Here is a 20,698-nt window from a genome sequence, read left to right on the forward strand (position 1 = left end):
AATGGCATATCCATCCACCATCAAAGGATGAAACACATTGAAGCGGGCATTGGGTTGCACACTATGACTGGCGAGCGCCGCTGCCACAGCAAAGGGTTTCATAACAGAACCCGGCTCAAAGGCTTGATGTACCGCATTATTGGTGTAATCACCAGGATTCGTACAAGCACCCAAGGCGTTGGGATTACAGCTGGGTGCGCTGACCATGGCGAGAATCTGCCCGGTATGCACATTCATAACCACCGCAGAACCGTCTTTGGCATGGAAATGGTGCAGTGAACGCGCCAAAGTGATATATGCCCAGTACTGCATCTGGGGATTGATGGTCAGCTGCAAGGCATGACCAAAATGGGCCAGACCCTGCACCTTGGCCACATGGACAATTTGTCCATGACCATCCACCAGCGCCAACTCCCGGCCAGGGCGCGCTCTGAGCCAGGCGTTATAGCCTCGTTCCAGGCCCGAAGATCCCTGATGTGCTTCGTCCACCAGTCCCAATAAGCCTGTCGTGACTGCCCCGAGAGGATAATAGGTTCTGCTGGTATTCTGCACATAAATCCCCGGCACTTGCAGATGTTGTACGGTTTTCCCGACGCTGGGGGCCACCTGGCGTTCGATATAAGCATAATCCGCCCCGCCGCTGGCAACTCGTCTGGCAAAAGCCGCCCGGGACAAATGCAAAACCTGGCTAAGTACAGCCCACTCAGCACGGTGTTTGTCGAGAATGGCCGGATCCACCCAGATGGTCACTGCATGCACGTTCACTGCCAGGGCTTGCCCGTTACGGGCGGTAATAATGCCTCGACTGGCAGGTAAAGGAACGGATTGCAGATAACGCATTTGTCCTTGCTGGCGTAATGTGGAGGTATCCATCAGTTGGAGATACATATCGCGCAGCAGCATGAGCACAAAAGTCAGGAGGAGAACCCCAACAACCAGACGTGCACGACCTGCCGGAAGATACTTCTCCGGTCGGTTCATGAATAAAGCCTTTCACAAACAAGCAATCGATCTACCTACCTGAATAGACGCATAGCACATCACTGCCAGCAACGTGGGAGACACGTTCTGGACTCATAAGCTGCTACAGCTGGTAGCAGGACGAGAGGGATAAGCCATATTTTGCTGCATAAGTCTAATATGATATGTAAGTCTTCTGAAAGTTCCCGGTCTTTTCATGTCAGTCATCAGCAAGGTAGTGGATAAACCAGAGCTCAAGGAATACTGGTAGAGAATAGATCACCCCGCTCCGGTTTTTGTTATGATATTTAGCGCAAAATTCGTTTTCATGGAGTCCGCCTGTTTTTATGGCTGTCAAGCAACCTCTGAACACTGCGCGTTTTTATTTTTTATGTAGCCTGCTTTTTCTGGGTGCGTTGGCCCTGTTTGCCTATCACAGTGGCAGCGGTAGCCTCTGGGATATTGATGAGCCCAATAACGCTCAGGCACTCAAGGAAATGTTTGCCCAGCATAATTTTGTCGTGCCCCTGTTTAACGGGACCTTGCGGGTCGCCAAGCCAGCCCTGAATTACTGGCTGATGTGGGGCGGAGTAGAGCTTTTTGGCATGAACAGCTGGGGGCTGCGGATGGGCTCGGTGCTGGTGGGGGCGCTGTTCATTCTGTATCTGACCATGTCCACGCAGCGTTTGATCGGCCCCGGACCGGCCCTGCTGACGGGTCTGATAGCAGCCACCATTTTGCACAGTCAAATCATATTCAGGGCGGCGGTGCCTGACCCGTTACTGATCCTTTTTGTCAGTATGAGCCTGATCAGTTACTTGCGGGCCTATCAGTTTCCGGATGAACGCACGATCAGTATATTGCTCAGCTATGCGGCCATGGCCCTGGCGACGCTGGATGAGGGACCCATCGGCTTTCTAATCCCCGGATTGATTATCGTCGTCTTTTTGTTGCTGCGCGGGAACCTCCCCTATTTGTGGAAAGAAGGGCGGCTGCAATGGGGATTGCCTCTGTTTTTACTCATCGCCCTGCCCTGGTACGTGGCCGTGGGGGTGGAAACCCATTGGCGCTGGGACCTGGGTTTTCTGCTGCGCGCCAATATCAGCCGCTACAATGCGGAAATGCAGGGACATCGCGGACCATTCTTTTATTACCTGTTGACCATTCCTCTCGCTCTTCTGCCATGGTCCATTTTTCTGCCCCAGGCATTGCGACTACTCTGGTTGAAACGTCGGCAACTGATTCAAGAGCATCCCGTAGAGACTTTTCTGCTCAGCTGGCTGTTGGTCTGGGTGATTTTTTTCAGTATATCCGCCACCAAGCTGCCCAATTACGTCTGGGAAGCTTATCCGCCCCTGTTCATGTTTCTTGGCGTTCGCCTCCATCAAGCACTCACCGGGGAAAAACCGCTGCAGCGTTCAGGTCTGTATGGATCTTTGGCTGCGCTCTTTCTGGTGGGAATGGCTCTGGTGATTGCGGGTGCCTTGATTATTCCGGCTCAAATCCCGCCCCTGGGTTCTCTGTATTACCTGGGGCTACCCTACGTCCTATCCGCCCTGATAGCCATGCTCTGGGTCTGGAAAGGGCAAATCGGGCGTTGGCTCAGCACCCTCACCCTCGGGGCTGCTGCCCTCACTTTCTGCCTTATGACCTACACCGAGCCCGCCTTGAATGTACTCAAGCCTTCAGCGTTCATGGGCGAAAAAATCCGCCAGTATCAAGATGGAAAGCCCTATAGTATTGCGGCCTGGCATTGGTTTCAGCCCAATTTCCTGTTTTATGCCGGACGCGGCAACATGGTTCTGCATCGCCCCAAACAAATCGACGAATTGCTGCACATTCTGCGGAATAATCCCGCTCCCTTGTATCTGGTCTTGCCCAGTCGGGAAGTACACAGCATGCGCAGTCGTTTACCCAATAATCTGACGATTCAGACCATCTATGTCAGTTACGAATTATATAATCACGAAAATCTGACGTTGCTGCGGATCAGCCGAGCAACTGTGGCAGTATCCAGATAAAAGCCTCTATCCAGCCAGCCTTTCCTTAAGGGTGCAGGTTATGGACATATTCAATGTTGCGGTGCTAATACGGCATGATAGACAAAATCCACGCGCCGGTTGCGCTGCCAACATTGGGGATCATTGGCGTAACACAAGAGATTATCCTTGCCGAAAGAAACCATCTGGATTCTGCGGGCAGATACGCCATCCGCTTCCAGAAGGCGGGCGACGGCTTCGGCACGGCGGTTACCCAGCGCCAGATTATATTCCTGGGTACCGCGCTGGTCGCAGTTACCTTCCAGGCGCACATCCACATGGGGAAATTTCAGCAGAAAGCGGGCATTATCCAGAGCAATGTGACGACCATGCCCATTGACCTGACTGCTGTTGGTCGCAAAATGAACGCGCAGATGAGTGGGCAAGGCAGCCAGTTCCGCATCGGATAAATAGCGGTTGCTTCCGCCTAATGGTCCATTGATGTTTTTGCTTTCCACTTTGGGTGCCTGATAACTCCGGGTAGGCAGAGGCGCCATAGGGGCGGGAGCTTGTACCCGGGCAACCGGGCTAGGCGAGACTTCCTGGGCACAGCCAGCCAGCAGCAGGCTGGCCGGAAACAGCAACCATAAGGATTTCAGCATGGATGGGCGGTTAAGGATAAGCGGCATGGTTTTCTCTCCAGTTAAACATTGAGATCTGTGACCGCCGTCTCGCCCCCAAGTTTCAAACTAGATTTAATGTTTGTCCGTCATTCCATCCCCAGAAGCTCCAGCAATTGCTCTTCATCCAGCGTCTTGATCCCCAATTTTGCCGCCTTTTCCGCTTTACTACCCGCTTCGGCACCCAGTACCAGATAATCGGTTTTGGCGGATACTGAACTGCTCACCTTGCCGCCAGCGGTTTCAATACGGGATTTGGCCTCTTCCCGGGTTAAATGGGGAAGCGTTCCGCTCAAGACAAAAATGCGCCCGAGCAAATGACCGGCACTTTTGGGCGTCACTTTCTCCCAGTGCAGACCGGCGGCGCGCAGAGCGGCAATTACTTCCTGGTTATGGGGCTGGGCAAAAAAATGCAGCACCGCTTCGGCAACGATCGGCCCCACATCGGGAATATGCTGAAGCTGTTCCATGTCAGCGGCCATCAGCGGGTCCAGATCCCCGAAATGAGTGGCCAGAGCCTTCGCCGTGGTTTCCCCGACTTGACGAATGCCCAGGGCATACAAAAAGCGCCACAGCTGCGTGTCGCGGGAAGTAGCGATTTCAGCGAGCAGATTCTGGGCTGATTTCTGTGCCATGCGTTCCAGATCACAGAGAACGGGCTCATCCAGCCGGTAAATATCCGCGACGGTTTTAACAATCTCCCTTTCCACCAGCTGACTAATCAACTTTTCACCCAAGCCCCGGATATCCATGGCCTTGCGCGAGGCGAAGTGGCTGATGGCTCCCATCTGTTGTGCCGGACAATAAATACCCCCCATACAACGATGGGCAGCCTCGTGGCTGAGGCGCAACACTTCCGACCCGCACACCGGACAGCGCGCGGGCATCTGCCAGGGTTGGGTATGCTCAGGTCTGGCGTCGAGTATCACCATGACCACTTCGGGAATCACATCGCCCGCCCGACGCACCAATACCGTATCACCGACCCGGATATCCTTGCGCTCCACCTCATCCTGATTATGCAGGCTGGCGCGACTGACCATCACCCCTCCTACTTGCACCGGGCGCAACTGAGCCACCGGGGTGATGACTCCGGTCCGGCCCACGGAAGCGAGAATATCTTCAACCACGGTTTTTTCTTCATGGGCCGGGAATTTATAAGCAATCGCCCAGCGCGGCGCCCGCGCGGTAAAACCCAGTTGTTCCCGCTCTTCTAAAGCGTTGACCTTGAACACCAGGCCGTCTATTTCAAAGGGCATTTGTTCACGTTGATTCTGCATTTCCTGATAATATTCGTCGCATTCAGAGAGATCACCCACATTCTTCAGGTAAGGAGTCACTTCAAATCCCCATTCCGACAGCTTAGACATTACTTCAAGATGCGTGGGCGCCAGCGGCGCCTGAACCTCTCCCCAGCCCCAGGGAAAAAAAGCCAAAGGTCTTTGGGCGCTGATCCGCGAGTCCAGTTGCCGCAAACTTCCTGCCGCCGCATTGCGCGGATTTGCAAACGGGTTTTCGTTCTGACGCAGCCGTTCGGTATTCAGACGCGCAAAAGCCGCCACCGGAATAACCACCTCCCCCCGCACCTCCAGAATATCCGGCCAGTTATTCCCTTGCAGCTGTAAAGGAACATTACGAATACTCCGGACATTGGCGGTGACCTCTTCGCCGGTCTGCCCATCTCCACGGGTTCCCGCCTGCAGCAGTTGTCCATGTTCATAGCGGATATTGACCGAAAGACCGTCAAATTTGGGTTCAGCACTCAAACTGACCTGCTCCCGACCCAAACCCTTGTGTACCCGTGCCAACCAGTCGGTAAAACCCGCAGCATCAAACACATTATCCAGAGAGGTCATGGGCACCTGATAATGGATCTCGGCAAACTGACTGAGCGGCGCAGCGCCTACCCGTTGGGTGGGGGAATCAGGGCTTTGCCATTGCGGATACTGCGCTTCGAGTTGCTGCAATTCCCGCAGAAGACTGTCATATTCAGCGTCACTGAGAGTGGGGGCATCTTTCTGATAATAAGCGGCATTGGCATCTGTCAATTGCGCCCGTAAATGCATCATCCGTTCCCGATCTTTTTCATGCGCCGATGCCACCGTAAACTCCTTCAAATTGCCCATCGTGAATGCTGTGGCGAGCATATCCCAATTGCCCTTTCTGGTATAATCCATACCGACACCCCTAATCTGACGGAGAAAAAATGGCGCTGACCCTCTTTGACCTGGATAACACCCTGCTGACGGGCGATTCCGACCACGCCTGGATGGAATTTCTGGGAAGTCGCGGCATTGTCGATGCCGAACAATTCAACCGGCGCAACGACCAGTTTTATGCCGATTATGTGGCGGGCAAACTGGATATTCGGGCTTTTCTGGATTTCCAACTGACGCCATTGACTGCCCATCCCCGCGCCCAACTGGATGCCTGGCACCGGGAATATCTTCAGGAACGGGTTTTACCCATGATTTCCAACCGAGCCCGGGCACTGGTGGAAGATCATCGCCAACAAGGCGATCAGCTGGTCATCATTACTGCGACAAATCGTTTTGTCACAGCGCCCATTGCGGAAGAATTCGGTATTGAGCATTTACTGGCGACCGAAATTGAAGAAAATGCGGCCGGCGACTTTACCGGAAAAACCGTCGGCACGCCCTGTTTTCAAGCAGGCAAAATCGAACGTCTCCGCCACTGGTTGCAGGAACAAGGTCACGACTGGCAGCAAAGTCTGCAGGGCAGCACTTTTTACAGCGACTCCTATAATGATCTGCCGTTGCTGGAAACCGTTGAGAATCCTGTGGCGGTCAATCCTGACCAGCGCTTGCAAGCCCATGCGGAGGCCCAAGGCTGGCCTGTTCTTTCTCTGTATGACGCGTGATCTCCATGCGAAAAATGCGTTCCTGATCGACCCTCTTGCCAATCCTTTGATATAGGTGTCGGAAGTTCATAAAACTGTCATATTTCTGTGATAGCTTAAATAACAAAGAGGGTCATAATCGGTAATAACCGGTTCAGGAGCCGCAATGTCGAACCTGGAGAATCCTGCACAGAACTGTCCCTTATTACTGTGCAAAGATATCAGTAAAAGCTACGGGCAAACCGCCATCCTCCAGAATATCAGTCTTGAATTACCGGCTGCCCAAATTGTAGCCTTACTGGGGCCCAATGGGGCGGGTAAGAGCACCCTCCTCACCTGCCTGACTGGCCTTGTTCTGCCCAATCACGGGGCCATCCAAATAATGGGGCAAAATGTTGCCCAACTGGATGTTCAAAGGCGCATTCAAACTGGCTACGTTCCCCAGGAATTTTCGGGATTTTCCTGGTTGCGGGTGCACCAACTTCTCGACCTGATTGCCGGTTTTTATCCCGCCGCAGATCGGTACTGGAAAAAACTGGAAGACTGGGCAAGCCTCGATCCTGCGAAAAAGGTCCAGGAACTTTCCGGTGGGCAACGGCAACGCCTGGCTATTGTGCTGGCCATGCGCCACCGCCCCCGAGTGCTGCTGCTCGATGAACCGGTTTCCCAGTTGGACCCACAGGCCCGTCAGGATTTTCTCAGCCTGCTCCATGAGCATGTGCAGGAGCGGGAAGCTGCCGTATTACTGTCCTCCCACATTGTTTCCGATCTGGAACGCATCTGCTCACGGTTTTTGGTACTGCATCATGGCCGGATGCTGGCAGACTGGCCCCGTCAGACCTTACAGCCCGGAGAAACCGAAACCCGCTTTCTGGAACTGACCCGGGAGGTGTCATGACCGGCATCTGGCGCTGTCTGCATCCGCGCCTGCTGTTTCAGAATAATCTGAACCTCTTTGCGGGCGTTGGTTTTTTTTTGGCGGGTTCAGCGGGTGTTTTTGCGCTTAAAAGCAATCATCCTCACGCCGTAAATGTCTTTTTTCCCCTATTAGGGTTAGCATTTTTTTTCATGGTCTCCGGCTTCCTGTTTCACTACTGGCGTCTAATTTCCGAAGACCTGTTACGCCTGCTCCCCGACTTTCGCCGGCAATCCAGAAGTCTGTTTTTTGTTCTGCTGTTCGCCATCATGGCGCTTTTTTTTGTCGAACTACTGCATATCCCTATCGTAGTTCCCGAGGCTTATCTGTTCAGCACCTATATTGCTTTCTGGGCCGCGATATTTGCCCTGTTCTTGGGCCTTGGAGGCTATCGCAGAGAAGATCGCAAGGCCTGGCAGATTTTTCCCCTGCTGACCATCTATCCGGTGCTGTATTTTGCCCCCGCCAGAAAGGCTTTTCTGGCCATACCGGGTTTTCTGGATTGGACGCTGGGAACGGTCCTGCTGCTGCTCATCGCTCTCTTGATGGGAAAAACCCCACGGGAGTGGCAGGAATACGGGAAAGCGCTCTTGCATTTTCCCAGGGAATTTTGCCTCCGTGGGATGGCCTGGGATTCTTTCTGGCACTGGATGCCGGGCTCCTGGCATAGTCCCATCCTTGACACGGCGCGACGCCCTCTGGGGATACCGGCGGTTCTGTTGATCCAACCCCTCATCCCACTGCTGATATTTGGACTGGAATATCTGCGCTTGGGTGCAGTGCATCTGCCCGCCCTTTTACCATTTTTCCCGGTGCTTTTTTTGATCCCGGTAATGACCTGGGGGGCCTGGCCACTGCGAGTATTTGACTGGCAATATCTGATGCTGACAGGCCGTTTTGGCGGCAACCACGGGCAGGTCAGCACGCAAATCCTGAAAAACTATGCCGCCCATACCAGCTTGCTGGCTCTGGCACTACTGTTCTGGCCTGCTTTGATACTTATTTATCTAGGCTATCCTGCCCTACAAATCAGCATGATTTTGTGGATATTGTACAGTGGCATACTGGTCATGGCCTGGGCACCCATGGGCGTCATCGGACTGGGAATCACGGGAATCTGGCAGCAAGTTACCGTAATACTTTCTTATTTCCTTGATGCATTGATGGTCGCGCGCACTACTCATTACTGGTTTTATCGCCATCTCATTCATGTGCCCTTTCATCTCCGTGGAACAGGCGTGTTATTGATTCTGGCACTACTCAGTGCAGGCCTTGCCGCCTTTCTGGCGCGCCGCAAATTGCAAAATAGTGACTGGAATCTCACACACTATACGGGTAAAAACGTTCCGCTTTTACAAGGCATCCCGCAGTCAGCGCCCATAGCGGGGAATAGTCCCATCCCGCACAAATCCCTCTACTTGCGCTGGGGACCCTGGTCCGCCTTACTACTGTTTCTCGCATTTTTCCTGGGCCAGGCCATGATTGCCATAATCATTGTCATGCTAAGGGACTTTGTACTCGGCATACAATTAGGCATCCATTACGCCGCTCTCCACGAAAAAATTCCCCATCTGGTTGAGCAAAAAGCCTTCCATACTATCAGTAGCCCATTGCGCATTTGGCTTGACATTCTCGGTTATAGCCTATCTGTACTGGCGGTATTGTTTTTTCTGTTGCGCACCTTTCCTAAAACCGCCTGGCGCAGCGCCAAAAACAATGGTTTGGCCTGGTGCGCACCATCCCGTCCCTCAGGCTATGGGCTGGCCATTTTGCTGGCTCTGGGTCTCGGGCTGATCGCGCATCTGCTATTTCAGTTTATTCCGCCGCCCCACCACCTGAATCCCCGTTCCCTAGGTCTTTTCGAAGGACTGAAAGGCACTGGATTCACCCACTATGTGGTTTTACTACTTTTGATCGTCATTGCCCCCTTTGCTGAAGAAATCATTTTTCGGGGCGCCATTTATACCGGCTTGCGCCGCCGCTTTTCAGTCATCTGGTCCGCAATTTTTGTGAGCCTGCTGTTTATCCTCGCCCACATACCCAGCAAGGTTGAGCAGTTTCACTATCCACCCTCTCTGATTATTATTGCCTTATTGGCGGCGGCATTGATTTTTCTGCGCATCCGTTATCGGTCCCTCTGGCCGGGAATACTGTTGCACATGCTCTGGAACAGCAGTGGATTTTTATTGCTGCTCTGGCACTGATGATTTCTCAGTTGCAGCCAGGGTTGCGGCTACGCTGACGGGAACAATGCGGGAAATGCCGGGCTCGGTCATGGTTACACCGATGAGTTGTTCCCCGACCTGCATGGTCAAATTACGGTGGGTCACGATCAAAAACTGGGTTTGCGCCGCCATTTCCTGAACCAGATGGCAGAAACGGCCGACATTGGCATCGTCCAGGGGAGCGTCCACTTCATCGAGTACACAGAAAGGCGCGGGATTCAGGCGAAACAGGGCAAACACCAGAGCGATGGCGGTCAAAGCTTTCTCGCCGCCCGATAATTGCTGCAGGCTCGCATTACGTTTTCCGGGTGGTTGCGCGCGCAACACCAGGCCCGCATCCAGCAAATCGTCTCCCAGCAAACTGAGCGCTGCCTGACCGCCACCAAAAAGAATAGCAAAGAGAACCTGCAATTCCTGATTGACTTTTTGCAAGGTGTCCCCAAAACGGGCGATGGTTTCCTGATCCATGGCCGCCATGGCTTCTTCCAGGCTGTTCAGAGCGCTTTCGACATCCTCCATCTGCGCCAATAAATTACCCCGGCGCTCTTCCAGCTCCTGCAGTTCTTCTTCGGCCGCCAGATTGACATTACCCAGACGCTGAATAGCCCGGGCAATGCGCTCCTGCTGTTCCACTAATGCGCCGGGGTCAGGGCAGGGCCCGGGATTTTCACCGAGCTGCTGCGCCAGTTCTGCGGCGCGCAGAGCATTTTCTTCCAGACGCACCTGCACTGCCACCATTTCCTGTTCGGTCAGCGCCAGATTTTTCTGGAGATCGCGTAGTTGGGTTTCCAGAGGATGGCGTTGCTGTTCCAGACTGCGAATCTGCTGATCCAAGGTCTGGGTAAAATTCTGCTGATCTTGCACAGCCGCCCGTTGAGTCTCCCGACGCGCCTGAATACGCGCTTGGTTGGCCTGCAGACCCGGCAGTTGTTGTTGCAGTCGTTCCAGATCCTGGTGCTTGCTGGATCTGGAAAGCGCAAGATGTTGTTCCTGTTGCTGCAGATCATCCCGACGTTGCTGCGCCGCCACGGATTCGGTCTGCAATTTTTGAATCTGCAAGGCCTGTTGCTGACGTTGCTCCCGCAACCGCCCAAAGGCCGTGCGCAATTCCTGCACGCGGCGCTTGTCCACTTCAGCCGCTTGCTGGGTGGCGCGCAGGGCCTGCTCCTCTTGACTCCAGTGTGCTTCTTCAGCGGACAGAGATTGGCGCAACTGACTCAGACGCGCCAAAATTTCGGCTTTTTCGGCCTCCAGACGCTGCTCTTCGGACTGGCGCTCGGACCGTTGCCGTTCTTCCGTTTCGACGCGACTGCGCAAACGCACCAGCAGTTCCCGTTCTCGCGCCAATTCCCGTGCGGCCTTTTGCGCTTCCTGTTCCTTTTCCCGCAAGGACAGCTGAACATTGCGCAACGTGCTTTCTGCTTCATTCAGGGCCGCTTGTGTAGCCAGTGCTTGGGTTTCGGCAGCCGCCAGCTCCTGTTCATTTTCTTCCAGCTCGCGGCGGCATTGCAGCAGGCTGGCCGCATCTTCCTGTTCGGGAAAAACCACGGCCAAGGGATAGACAATGACGCCCTGGGGCGTAATCCAGGCTTCTCCGGTCTGCAACTGCTGGCGCCGGGATAGCGCTGTCGACAAATCTGGGGCAGTACGCAAACCGCGCAGCCAGTCCTGTACCCCAGCCTGCAAGTTATCGGGAATATCCAACACTTGCAACAAAGCATCGGCGGCAACCGTGTCGAGCCGTGCGGAAGATTCCCACAGCGTTGTCGCGGAAGGCTCTGTAGCATCTCCCGCAGGGTTCACCCTCGCGAACAGGCGAGTCTGCAGCACCCGTTCCAGGGCGGTTTCCCAACCTTTTTGCACCTGCAGACAGTCCATCAAAGCCATCTGACCAGGAAGCGTTTCAGGACGGGATTTTTGCAGACGTTGCAAAAGACTGCTCAGGGCCTTCTGCCGTGCGCGATATTCCTGAACCGCGCTTTGGGCTTGCTCGCGGGGTTCGCGTAACTGTTGTTGCCGCTCCTGTTGTTGCTCTGCGGTCTTGCGCAAGCTGGTCAGGCGCGCGTTGACGGTAAGCAGGGCTTCGTCCAGTTGCTGAACCCGTAGCTCGGCGGCTTCCAGAGCCGGGCGTTCCGAGGGAATACTCTGGGCAAGACGGCTCAGACGCTGATCCATATCCTGTACGCGCGGTTCCAGTTCGCGGAGTTGCGCCAGCAGAACTTCTTTTTTCCGGCGTAAATCTGCCACATTTTGCTGCGCCTGCTGGCGCAATTGTTCCTGCTCTTCCGCCTGCCGCTCCGCCGCCTGCCGCGCCTTGCGAGTCTGTTCTTCTTCCTGGGTCAGACGCTCCTGCCCCTCCAGCAAAGCCTGCAACTGCTCCTGACGCCGGGTTTCGCTCTCCTGTTGGCGTTGTCTTTCCTGCTGGATTTTTTGCTGTTGCTGACCCAGTTGCGTCAAATCGGTCTGCGCTCTTTGAATATGCCCTGCGCTTTCCTTGAACTGGTGTTCGGCTTCACTGAGTTCAGCCTGCACGGTGTACAAATCCGCCTGGGCAGCGCTCAACTTTTCCTGAACGCCGCGCGCCGCTTCGCGCAAATGCTCCAGTTGCTTCTCCACCTGCAGGCGTTGTTCATCCAGGCTTTGCTGCTGGCCCAGCGCAACATCGCGGCGCAGAATCAAGCCCTGGACTTCACTTTCCAGTTCCTGCACACGTGCGGCCACGCTCCACCATTGCCACTGGCGTTCTTCCACCCGCAAGGCACGGAGTTTTCGCGCCGCTTCTGCCTGTTGCTGCAGGCGTTGCCAGCGTCCGTCCATTTCACCGTGAATATCGCGCAGACGTTGCAGATGCTCCCGGGTTTCCACCATGCGTTGCGCCGTTTCCCGCCGTCTTTCCTTGTAGCGACTGATTCCTCCGGCTTCTTCCAGCATGGCGCGCAGATCATCGGGGCGGGCTTCGATGATGCGGCCAATGGTCCCCTGCTCGACAATGGCATAGGCGCTGCTGCCGAGACCCGTGCCCAGAAACAGATCCCCCACATCGCGGCGCCGGCAGCGCGCGCCATTGATCCGGTAATGCCCGTCACCTTTCCGGTCCAGACTGCGTTTGACACTGATTTCAGCCACCTCGGCGAAAGCACCCGGGGCACTGCCATCACTATTATCAAAGCGCAGTTCCACACTAGCCTGGGCGGCCGCCGGACGACTGCCACCGCCATTGGAGATGACATCACTCAGGGTGCCACCGCGCAACTGCCGGGCGGATGATTCGCCCAGCACCCAGCGCAAGGCATCCACGGTGTTGGACTTGCCACAACCATTGGGCCCGACAATCACTACCGGATTGGCATTGATCTGGATACGGGTATTTTCGCGGAAAGACTTGAAGCCTTGCAGAATGATGGCCGAGAGGCGCATGAACGGTCTTTTTTGAGGTAATATACCGAGCTGTCGAAACTTTGATGATGAGGATTAAGCCATGCCCAGTCAACCCAGCAAAGCTCTGGAACGCTTTCCCAACCCGCATCCGGAAAGAGATTACGTCGTCCACATGGACATGCCGGAGTTCACCTGTCTCTGTCCCCTTACCGGGCAACCGGATTTTGCCCATTTCCTGCTGGATTTCATTCCCGGCGAGTATAATGTCGAACTGAAATCCCTGAAGCTGTATCTCTGGAGTTTCCGCGACGAAGGCGCCTTTCATGAAGCCATGAGCAACCGGATTGCTGACGACATCATCCAGCTCATCCAGCCGCGCTACTTGCGTCTTCTGGGGCGTTGGTATGTGCGCGGCGGCATCAGTACCGATCTGCTCATCGAGCATCGCCAGCCGGGCTGGGAAAATCCCGAAATCCTGTCCCAGTTACCGGTCGTCCACTGGACCCGCCAGCAACCCGGCTACTGAAACCATTACAGATGCCTACCTACCTGGGGGTGGATCTCGGCACATCCGGCCTGCGCGGTGTACTCCTCGATGACCACCTGCATCAACTGGCCAGTGTCGCCCTGCCCTATCCCGGTCATCCCCCTGAAAACTTCACGGACAGTCAGACCTGGTTGTCGGGACTGGAGCAACTGACCCGGCAGTTGCGTCTGGCCCATCCCCGGGGTTGGGCCGCCTTGCGCGCCATGAGTCTGGATGGTACCTCAGGCACCCTGCTGCTCTGCAATCAGCGGGGTCAGGCTTTGGGACCGGCACTGGCTTATTCCGATCAACGTGCCGTAGCAGAGGCCGACTGGCTCCAGCAACAATGGCCCGCAGGTGGCGTCTGCCTTTCACCCTCCAGTTCTCTGAGCAAACTCTTGTGGTTACGACTGCATCATGCCGACTTCCAGCAAACCCGCTTTGTACAACATCAGGCCGATTGGGTGGCGGCGCAATTGACCGGAAAGGGGGGCATTGCCGACCGGGGCAACCTGCTGAAAATCGGTCTTGATCCGCAAACCCGAGCTTATCCTGCAGCATTACTGCGCGTCCTGGAAACATGGGACATTGATCCGGCTATTCTGCCTCACGCCGTAGTGGAAGGCAGCACCCTCGGTCGAGTTCAGCCGCAATGGGCGGAACGGCTGGGAATGACGACTCCGGTGGAAGTCCGTGCCGGTTGTACGGACAGTGTTGCCGCAGCGCTGGCAGCGGGCTTGAACTCTCCCGGAAAGGCCCTGACCAGCCTGGGTTCTTCCTTGGCCTTCAAGTTCGTTCACCCCACCCCACTGAACACCCGGGGCTTGTACAGTCATTATCTGGGTGATTTCTGCCTGCCGGGGGCAGCCTCCAATGCCGGGGCAGGGGCGCTTTTGCGGATTTTTCAACCTGAGCAAATGACGGACCTGGAACCGGCCTTGCAACCGGAATACCCTACGGGCCAAATGCTCTATCCCTTGCTCACGACAGGAGAACGCTTTCCGATTCGAGCGCCAGACTGGCCGGGCAGCGCACTTCCAGCCGAGGCCAATGCTCACAATTTTCAGGCCCTTCTGGAGGGACTGTGTTACATAGAAGCCTGGTCCTATGCCCTTATGGAAACTGCGGGCGGAAAAATCTGTGGCCACATCCGCAGCGTCGGCGGCGGCACACGCAACCATGCGTGGATGCAGATGCGTTCCCATGTATTGAATCGGCCGGTAGAGATTCTCCATGACGCCGATCCGGCCCGAGGTGCAGCGCTACTGGCTGCGAGCGCTGACCTGGGGGGTGTGGCTGCCCTGGAACAGGCCGATATTCCGTCAGGGCAGATGTTTTATCCGGAAAACGAAGCGGTGGAACGCTATGCCCCGCAGGTTCAACAGTTCCAAGAGATGTTTACGCGTTTCAGCACCTAAAATTCGTAGGCCAGATTGATAGTGGTCAGCGTATTCAACGGCTTGTAACCCGGTTGCACCTTGGTGTTATAGGTAGCTATAAAAGCCAGGCGCAGATTTAATGGCCCATATAAAGGGCTGGTCAGAGCCAAAATCGAGTTATAGGTATTCGCGCCATTATCCGCCAGAATGGCATCCACTGCTTCCGACAAATGAGCATGAGGACTGAACTGCCAGAGATATTTTCCGTAAAGTTGCGCAATGGGATGCGTGCTGAAATCACCTCCAATCAGATGGGACTGCCGCACACCGGCACCGGCTTCCAAGCGTAGATTGGACACCCGATTCAGCACAAAAAAATGACCATATCCCAGCGTTTCTTCAGCCCGAAAATAGTATCCGTCAAAATGATTGCGGTGATAATTGAGATTACCGAATATGTATTGATTAAGCGCAAAATCATAGCGGGTCTGATTGTTGACATCCAGGCGGTCTGCGCTCACCTCTCCTTGAGATGTTGCATAATTATAAAGCAGTCGACTCTGGTTTGCCCAAGGCCCACGGTGCCATAGCAGCTTATCATCCGTATTCAGATTCAAAGACTGACTGGTTCCTGTACTACTGCTGAAACCCAGCCCAACGCTGCCCGACCATTCCGGTTTTTTAGCAAATTCGCTTTTGCCAATCACAGACGGACTCACATCAGGAATGCCCGCCCTGGCCACCAGGGGTAATAATAAAGCTGACGTCAACGTTACAGAACTGATCACTTTTTTTGGAAATAAATACAAAAATCACCTTTTTGATCGAAAAATTAAACAGCTGAATCCAGTAAAAGTTGTGCACGTTGGGCCACTTCGGGAGTACCAAAGCGGGCGGCAGCCTTCCACCAGTGAATCGCCTTGTCGATATTGCGAGGAACCCCCCAACCGTGAGCATAGGCCTCGCCCAGCATCAATTCCGCCTGGGGGTTAATGTTCTCAGCGCCCTTGCGCCACCAATGAGCAGCTTCATGAAAGTTTTGGGGGACGCCATCGCCTGCGGCATAGGCGAGTCCCAGCCGATATTGATCCGGACCGTAACCATTTTGCGCTCCGGCCATCCACTTGGCGAGCAATTGGGGAGTTACGGTTGCGGCAGGGTTCGAGGCGACTTTCTCAGCTGCCATCGCCGTCGCCGGCAGGATCAATAACACCCCACATAGCACCATAAATTTTCCAGCATTTTTCACAGTCAACCTCAATATCCATCTTGACTATCGTTGACCAGACTAAGCTTTTTCCCTATCCTTGTGAAGGGTAATAGTCTATTCAGAGAACATACCCTTGAGCGAAGCACCGATATCGGCAGAACACCTCCACGACACCCCCGGCACCTGTCCTCATCATCACGGACACGATAACCAAAAGCACAGCCACTCGGGACATCATCATGGACATCATCATGCCCCGAAAAGTTTCGGTCGGGCTTTTTCCATCGGTATAGCGCTGAATGTGCTTTTTGTCGTAGCGGAAGCCGTTTTTGGTGTCTTGGGTCACTCTCTGGCCTTGCTCGCCGATGCCGGGCACAACCTCAGTGATGTGCTTGGTTTGATTATGGCATGGGGAGCCAGCGCCCTGGCCATCCGTCCGCCCACCCAGCGCTACACCTATGGCTTACGTAGTAGCTCTATTTTGGCGGCCCTCTCTAACTCGCTGCTTCTGCTGGTAATAACCGGTGGAATTGCCTGGGAGGCCATTGAACGTTTAGTGCATCCGGGGCCAGTAAATGGTCGCATAGTGATCTTCATTGCTGCCCTGGGAGTACTTGTCAACACGATCACAGCCCTTCTCTTCATGTCGGGTCGAAAGGGTGATCTCAATATCAAGGCAGCCTTTTTACACATGGCCGGAGATGCGCTGATCTCTATCGGAGTAGTGTTTGCCGGTATCCTGATGCTGTTTCTGCATTGGTACTGGCTAGACTCGGTGACCAGTCTGGTGATTAGTGTACTCATCATTCTGGCCACCTGGTCCTTGTTGAAAGAAGCAGCACGACTGGTTCTACATGGCGTCCCAGATAACATCAATATTGATGCAGTGCGTCAATACCTGCTTCACCTGCCCGAAGTAGCCGCCGTTCATGACCTGCACATCTGGGCCATGAGCACCACAGAAACAGCCCTCACTGTACATCTGGTTATGCCCCAGGGTTTTCCAGGGGATGCTTTTCTGACAGAGGTTGCGACAGCCCTTCAACAACAGTTCGCCATCGTGCATCCCACCCTTCAGGTGGAAACCGGAGATGTGGAGCATCCTTGCGCACTTGAACCAGAGCAGAAAGTATAAAGACTGTCCGCCTCAATCCCCCTCAATAGCTGCCCAGTAATGCTCTTCCGGGGCTATTTTCTTGAGATGCTCGCGCAGGGCTTCACCTCCCACGGGATGAATTCTACTCTGATCGCGACGCAATAAATCAGTGAGCGGCAAGGCTGGAAAATAGTGCAAGGTAAATTCCTTGGCGCCCAACTCACGCAACCAGATAACTTTTTTACGCAATTCTCCGACATCCAGGTGCGTATCGCCCAGAATCAGGGCATCACATTTTCTAGCCAGTTCCTGCACACGTTGTTCCCATAACCATTGCACCTTGTTTTCCAAGGCCGGATTCCAGTCCGTCCAGGAAAATGGCTTGTCCGCTTCCGCCTCAAACAGTTCTACCCGAATCATGTCTCTTTCGAGGATGCCGATGCGCAAGGAGGGATGGCGGGAGCGCATAGCCTCTGCCCAGGAGCTTTTACCCGAAGCTGCTGTACCCACCGTAAAAATGATCAGCGGAAAATCCTGCTGACCGCTTGATGGAGATAATTCACTCATCAACACATTCCTTTTTCAGCACTATCACCCTTGTCAATCCGCCAGCAGCCAGAAGTAGCGCAGCAGGCATACTGTCTGCAACGCCAGCAAGATCAGGGTCGCGCATCAGTCTCTATCTAAATTACTTGCATGGAAACATAGTGAAACAATAAATTCGGCTTAAAATAATTTTTATAACGATTTACCATCAATGACTAGCGCAGCCAGGGCTCCTGCCTTTTCGGCACATCATCATCAAATCCTTCATCCTGTGCGGTAACCAAAGCCCAGATTAACGCTACAATCCAGGCAAGTATGGTCCATCCCAAAAACACATTGAGCAACATGATTTTCATGCTTTGCGGACAAGCCAACAACCATGCCAATAGAGTCGGCAACAAATAAACTCCCAGTAGCACGATAACAGCGATGATCAGCAGTACAACAAACCCGGTAGTGCTGTTCGTCATCCAACGCAACACGGAGCGCCTCCACAGCATGAATGCCTGATTATATCGTCATTTCATTCGTGAGGGGAACATGCAATGACCACTCCGCTCATGAGCAAACCATCATTTTATAATAATTATCCATAAGAATATTCAATACATATTCAACAATCTGTTTTTATTGTTTTTTTCATGATAAATGAAAAACAATCGCCTTGAAATAAGTTTGTCATCAAATTGTCGCATTACTGTCACATTCATCTGTTAACGTATCTGCCACTAAAGGTATAGAACTCTACGAACTATCCTTGCAGCGAGCGTATGCAAGGAATGGATAGAGGATAGCCCATGCAATACGCAGCACCGCAAGACAAAGCTGTAGGTAATAACCATCGCCTCGATTTCCGAAACCTGTTGTTCGGATGGGGGCCAGCTTCCGCTTGTACTAATCCCATGTGCCTCATTCCCTCTCCTATTGCCATGCCATTTCAAGCGCACCACGATATGGAGCCAATCATTTTATGAGCCTGCAATATCTTATTCACCTCGCCAACTATTCGGACGGGGTTTTGTACATTCTGGGCCTGATGCTGCTGGTGGAACTGGCGGTGATGGTGGATCGCTTTTGGTATTTGCGGCGCACGATTCTGCGTGGCCTGGTGTTTGTCCAGGAATTGGGGCGCCATGGTCGCCTGGATCGGGACTCTCTGAGTACCTTGGCCGAAGACGCCGGCGATTTGCCGGAAGCCGCCCTGCTGCGCAGCGCCGCTGCCCATAGTGGTCAGGTCAAGGGTGAGGCCCTGGCCAGCCGTCTGGAAGAAAGTGTGCTGGTCATTGCCCCGAAGCTCGACCGCCGCCTCTGGCTGCTGGACACCATTATTACTCTGGCCCCGCTGCTGGGCTTGTTCGGCACCATCATCGGCATGTTCCATGCCTTCTCGGTCCTGGCCAAACCTGGTCATGCCCCCATGGAAGTGACGGGTGGGGTAGCGGATGCCCTGGTATCCACCGCTTCCGGTCTGTTCATTGCCATGCTTGGACTGCTGACCTTCAACGCCTTCAACAATCAGGTGCGCATGATTCTGCTGCAACTGGATTCGGTGAAAACCATGCTCATCAACCGCATGGATGGTCAACCGGTCGTGACTTTTGATGGTGAAGGTCACCCCAATGCCGAAGCCGTGCCGGTGGCGAGGGCGGGATAATGGAAAGGCGCTACTTCGAGCAGAAAAAGGGGCGGGTCGAAATCATCCCGATGATCGACATCATGCTCTTCCTGCTAGTGTTTTTCATTATGATCACCCTGCAGATGATTCCCGACAAGGGACTGAATCTGCAGTTACCGACATCCAGCGAGGCCCAGAGTCTGCCGCGTCCCCACTTCACCATCAATATCGAGAAAGATGGTTCGGTGAATGTGAAAGGGCATCACTATGATCTGGATGGCCTGCAGCAAATGCTCGCCAGTGATGGCGATCCCGGCAAAACCCAGATCACCATTGCTGCCGACAAGGGCGTGCCGTTTCAGGATTTCATTCATGTCATGGACCGTTGCCAGAAAGCAGGGGTCAGTGACATCGGCATTGCCACGAAAAGCTCTTGAATTTATTTTACTTTTAAGGTGAACTTCATGAAACGAAGAGAGTTTTTAAAAGGCATAGGAGCCGGAATATCTCTGACTGCTTTTCTAGGAAATTCAGTAGCACGTGCTGCCATGTTGCCCGCAATGAATCGTTCTGGAACACTGGAAGATGTTGAACATATAGTTGTATTTATGCAGGAAAATCGTTCATTTGACCATTATTTTGGCCAACTCAATGGTGTAAGAGGATATAATGATCGATTTCCGCTGACATTACCAGGCGGAAAGCCTGTATGGTTCCAGGGTCGAATGAACGACCCGAGTAAATATATTCTTCCTTTTCATTTGAATACACAAAAAACTTCGGCTCAATTTATTCAAGATCTTGATCATAGCTGGGCTTCTCAGCATGGTGCTATTGCCGGCGGCCTGATGAATGCCTGGCCATTGAATAAAACTGATATGACAATGGGATATTTTGAGAGGCAAGATATACCCGGAGCGCTCTAAAATGAAGTGCAACACCTCTGGTCGAAGGCAGACGGAGGTGAGAGATGGCCAGAAAATACAGGCAATTGATGCCCGATCAGCGAAACCAGATACAGCGTGGATTGAATCAGGGGCTGAGTATTCGTGGCATTGCCAGGCAGTTGGGCCGAAGCCCTAGCACGATCAGTCGGGAGATTCAGCGCGGTCGTGTGGAAGAGACCTATGACGCCGTATGCGGTCGGGAAGAAGCGCAGAGGCGCCGACGCAAGGGAGTCAGGAAGTTGACTGAAGGTTCGCCTTTAACCCTCGCGGTGACACACGCTATTCTGCAAAGGAAGTGGTCACCGGAGCAGATAGCGGGGAGGTTGCGGATGGACTATCCCGAAGACAAACAGTGGCACGTCTCTCATGAGACTATTTACC

Annotated in this window: 19 protein-coding genes; 11 read left to right on the forward strand and 8 right to left on the reverse strand. The window is 53.8% G+C overall.

Going from position 1 to position 20,698, the window contains the following annotated elements; genetic code table 11:
* Positions 1-981 (reverse strand): penicillin-binding transpeptidase domain-containing protein (locus B1757_RS12730; protein ID WP_253253859.1); only part of this gene is annotated, 981 nt, incomplete at its 3' end.
* Positions 982-1,307: 326 nt separating this feature from the next.
* Here B1757_RS12730 and B1757_RS12735 point away from each other — a divergent pair.
* Complete coding sequence (locus B1757_RS12735; protein WP_101538674.1) at positions 1,308-2,981, forward strand: ArnT family glycosyltransferase; 1,674 nt, start codon at positions 1,308-1,310, stop codon at positions 2,979-2,981.
* Between the two features lie 50 nt (positions 2,982-3,031).
* On the opposite strand, the gene B1757_RS12740 is transcribed toward B1757_RS12735, so the two are convergent.
* Positions 3,032-3,628 (reverse strand): OmpA family protein, encoded by a 597-nt coding sequence (locus B1757_RS12740; RefSeq protein ID WP_253253860.1) that lies wholly within the window; start codon positions 3,626-3,628, stop codon positions 3,032-3,034.
* Between the two features lie 80 nt (positions 3,629-3,708).
* Positions 3,709-5,745, reverse strand: coding sequence for an NAD-dependent DNA ligase LigA (gene ligA, locus B1757_RS12745; protein ID WP_101538687.1), 2,037 nt, complete (start codon positions 5,743-5,745; stop codon positions 3,709-3,711).
* An 80-nt stretch (positions 5,746-5,825) separates the two neighbouring features.
* Between ligA and B1757_RS12750 the strand changes: the two genes are divergently transcribed.
* From B1757_RS12750 to B1757_RS12760, 3 genes are all read left to right on the forward strand, one after another.
* Entirely contained in the window at positions 5,826-6,500 is a 675-nt protein-coding gene (locus tag B1757_RS12750; RefSeq protein WP_101538675.1) for a histidinol-phosphatase, read from the forward strand.
* Between the two features lie 145 nt (positions 6,501-6,645).
* Entirely contained in the window at positions 6,646-7,377 is a 732-nt protein-coding gene (locus B1757_RS12755; RefSeq protein ID WP_101538676.1) for an ABC transporter ATP-binding protein, read from the forward strand.
* A complete protein-coding gene (locus B1757_RS12760; RefSeq protein ID WP_101538677.1) occupies positions 7,374-9,599 on the forward strand; it encodes a CPBP family intramembrane glutamic endopeptidase in 2,226 nt (741 codons plus the stop codon). Before B1757_RS12755 ends, B1757_RS12760 begins: the two co-directional genes overlap by 4 nt.
* Here the strand turns inward: B1757_RS12760 and smc are convergent.
* Positions 9,579-13,037: a chromosome segregation protein SMC gene (gene smc / locus B1757_RS12765; RefSeq protein ID WP_101538678.1), complete on the reverse strand. Its 3,459-nt coding sequence runs from the start codon at positions 13,035-13,037 to the stop codon at positions 9,579-9,581. The two genes, B1757_RS12760 and smc, sit on opposite strands and share 21 nt — an antisense overlap.
* A gap of 61 nt (positions 13,038-13,098) precedes the next feature.
* Between smc and queF the strand changes: the two genes are divergently transcribed.
* Together queF and B1757_RS12775 are read left to right on the forward strand one after the other, a co-directional pair.
* Positions 13,099-13,524, forward strand: a complete 426-nt coding sequence (gene queF / locus B1757_RS12770; RefSeq protein ID WP_101538679.1) for a preQ(1) synthase — start codon at positions 13,099-13,101, stop codon at positions 13,522-13,524.
* A gap of 11 nt (positions 13,525-13,535) precedes the next feature.
* Entirely contained in the window at positions 13,536-14,942 is a 1,407-nt protein-coding gene (locus B1757_RS12775; RefSeq protein WP_101538680.1) for an FGGY-family carbohydrate kinase, read from the forward strand.
* Here B1757_RS12775 and B1757_RS12780 read toward each other — a convergent pair.
* Together B1757_RS12780 and B1757_RS12785 are read right to left on the reverse strand one after the other, a co-directional pair.
* Entirely contained in the window at positions 14,939-15,673 is a 735-nt protein-coding gene (locus tag B1757_RS12780; RefSeq protein WP_253253861.1) for a DUF481 domain-containing protein, read from the reverse strand. The genes B1757_RS12775 and B1757_RS12780 overlap by 4 nt on opposite strands.
* A gap of 62 nt (positions 15,674-15,735) precedes the next feature.
* Positions 15,736-16,089 (reverse strand): tetratricopeptide repeat protein, encoded by a 354-nt coding sequence (locus tag B1757_RS12785; protein ID WP_101538688.1) that lies wholly within the window; start codon positions 16,087-16,089, stop codon positions 15,736-15,738.
* A 157-nt stretch (positions 16,090-16,246) separates the two neighbouring features.
* On the opposite strand from B1757_RS12785, the gene B1757_RS12790 reads away from it, so the two are divergent.
* A complete protein-coding gene (locus B1757_RS12790; RefSeq protein WP_438263628.1) occupies positions 16,247-17,248 on the forward strand; it encodes a cation diffusion facilitator family transporter in 1,002 nt (333 codons plus the stop codon).
* Positions 17,249-17,260: 12 nt separating this feature from the next.
* On the opposite strand, the gene B1757_RS12795 is transcribed toward B1757_RS12790, so the two are convergent.
* Together B1757_RS12795 and B1757_RS12800 are read right to left on the reverse strand one after the other, a co-directional pair.
* Positions 17,261-17,776 (reverse strand): AAA family ATPase, encoded by a 516-nt coding sequence (locus tag B1757_RS12795; RefSeq protein ID WP_101538682.1) that lies wholly within the window; start codon positions 17,774-17,776, stop codon positions 17,261-17,263.
* 194 nt (positions 17,777-17,970) lie between these two features.
* Positions 17,971-18,237, reverse strand: a complete 267-nt coding sequence (locus B1757_RS12800) for a superinfection immunity protein (RefSeq protein ID WP_101538683.1) — start codon at positions 18,235-18,237, stop codon at positions 17,971-17,973.
* Between the two features lie 488 nt (positions 18,238-18,725).
* On the opposite strand from B1757_RS12800, the gene B1757_RS12805 reads away from it, so the two are divergent.
* From B1757_RS12805 to B1757_RS12820, 4 genes are all read left to right on the forward strand, one after another.
* Positions 18,726-19,409 carry a MotA/TolQ/ExbB proton channel family protein gene (locus tag B1757_RS12805; protein WP_101538684.1) on the forward strand — a complete coding sequence of 228 codons (684 nt, stop codon included), beginning with the start codon at positions 18,726-18,728 and terminating at the stop codon, positions 19,407-19,409.
* On the forward strand, positions 19,409-19,807 hold the full coding sequence (locus B1757_RS12810) for an ExbD/TolR family protein (protein ID WP_101538685.1): 399 nt from the start codon (positions 19,409-19,411) through the stop codon (positions 19,805-19,807). Before B1757_RS12805 ends, B1757_RS12810 begins: the two co-directional genes overlap by 1 nt.
* A gap of 27 nt (positions 19,808-19,834) precedes the next feature.
* A complete protein-coding gene (locus B1757_RS12815; RefSeq protein ID WP_253253862.1) occupies positions 19,835-20,296 on the forward strand; it encodes an alkaline phosphatase family protein in 462 nt (153 codons plus the stop codon).
* Between the two features lie 44 nt (positions 20,297-20,340).
* Positions 20,341-20,698, forward strand: a 358-nt coding sequence (locus tag B1757_RS12820; protein ID WP_143484267.1) for a helix-turn-helix domain-containing protein, incomplete at its 3' end; no start/stop codon positions are given.

This window comes from Acidithiobacillus marinus (genome assembly GCF_002847505.1).
Lineage (GTDB): Bacteria > Pseudomonadota > Gammaproteobacteria > Acidithiobacillales > Acidithiobacillaceae > Acidithiobacillus > Acidithiobacillus marinus.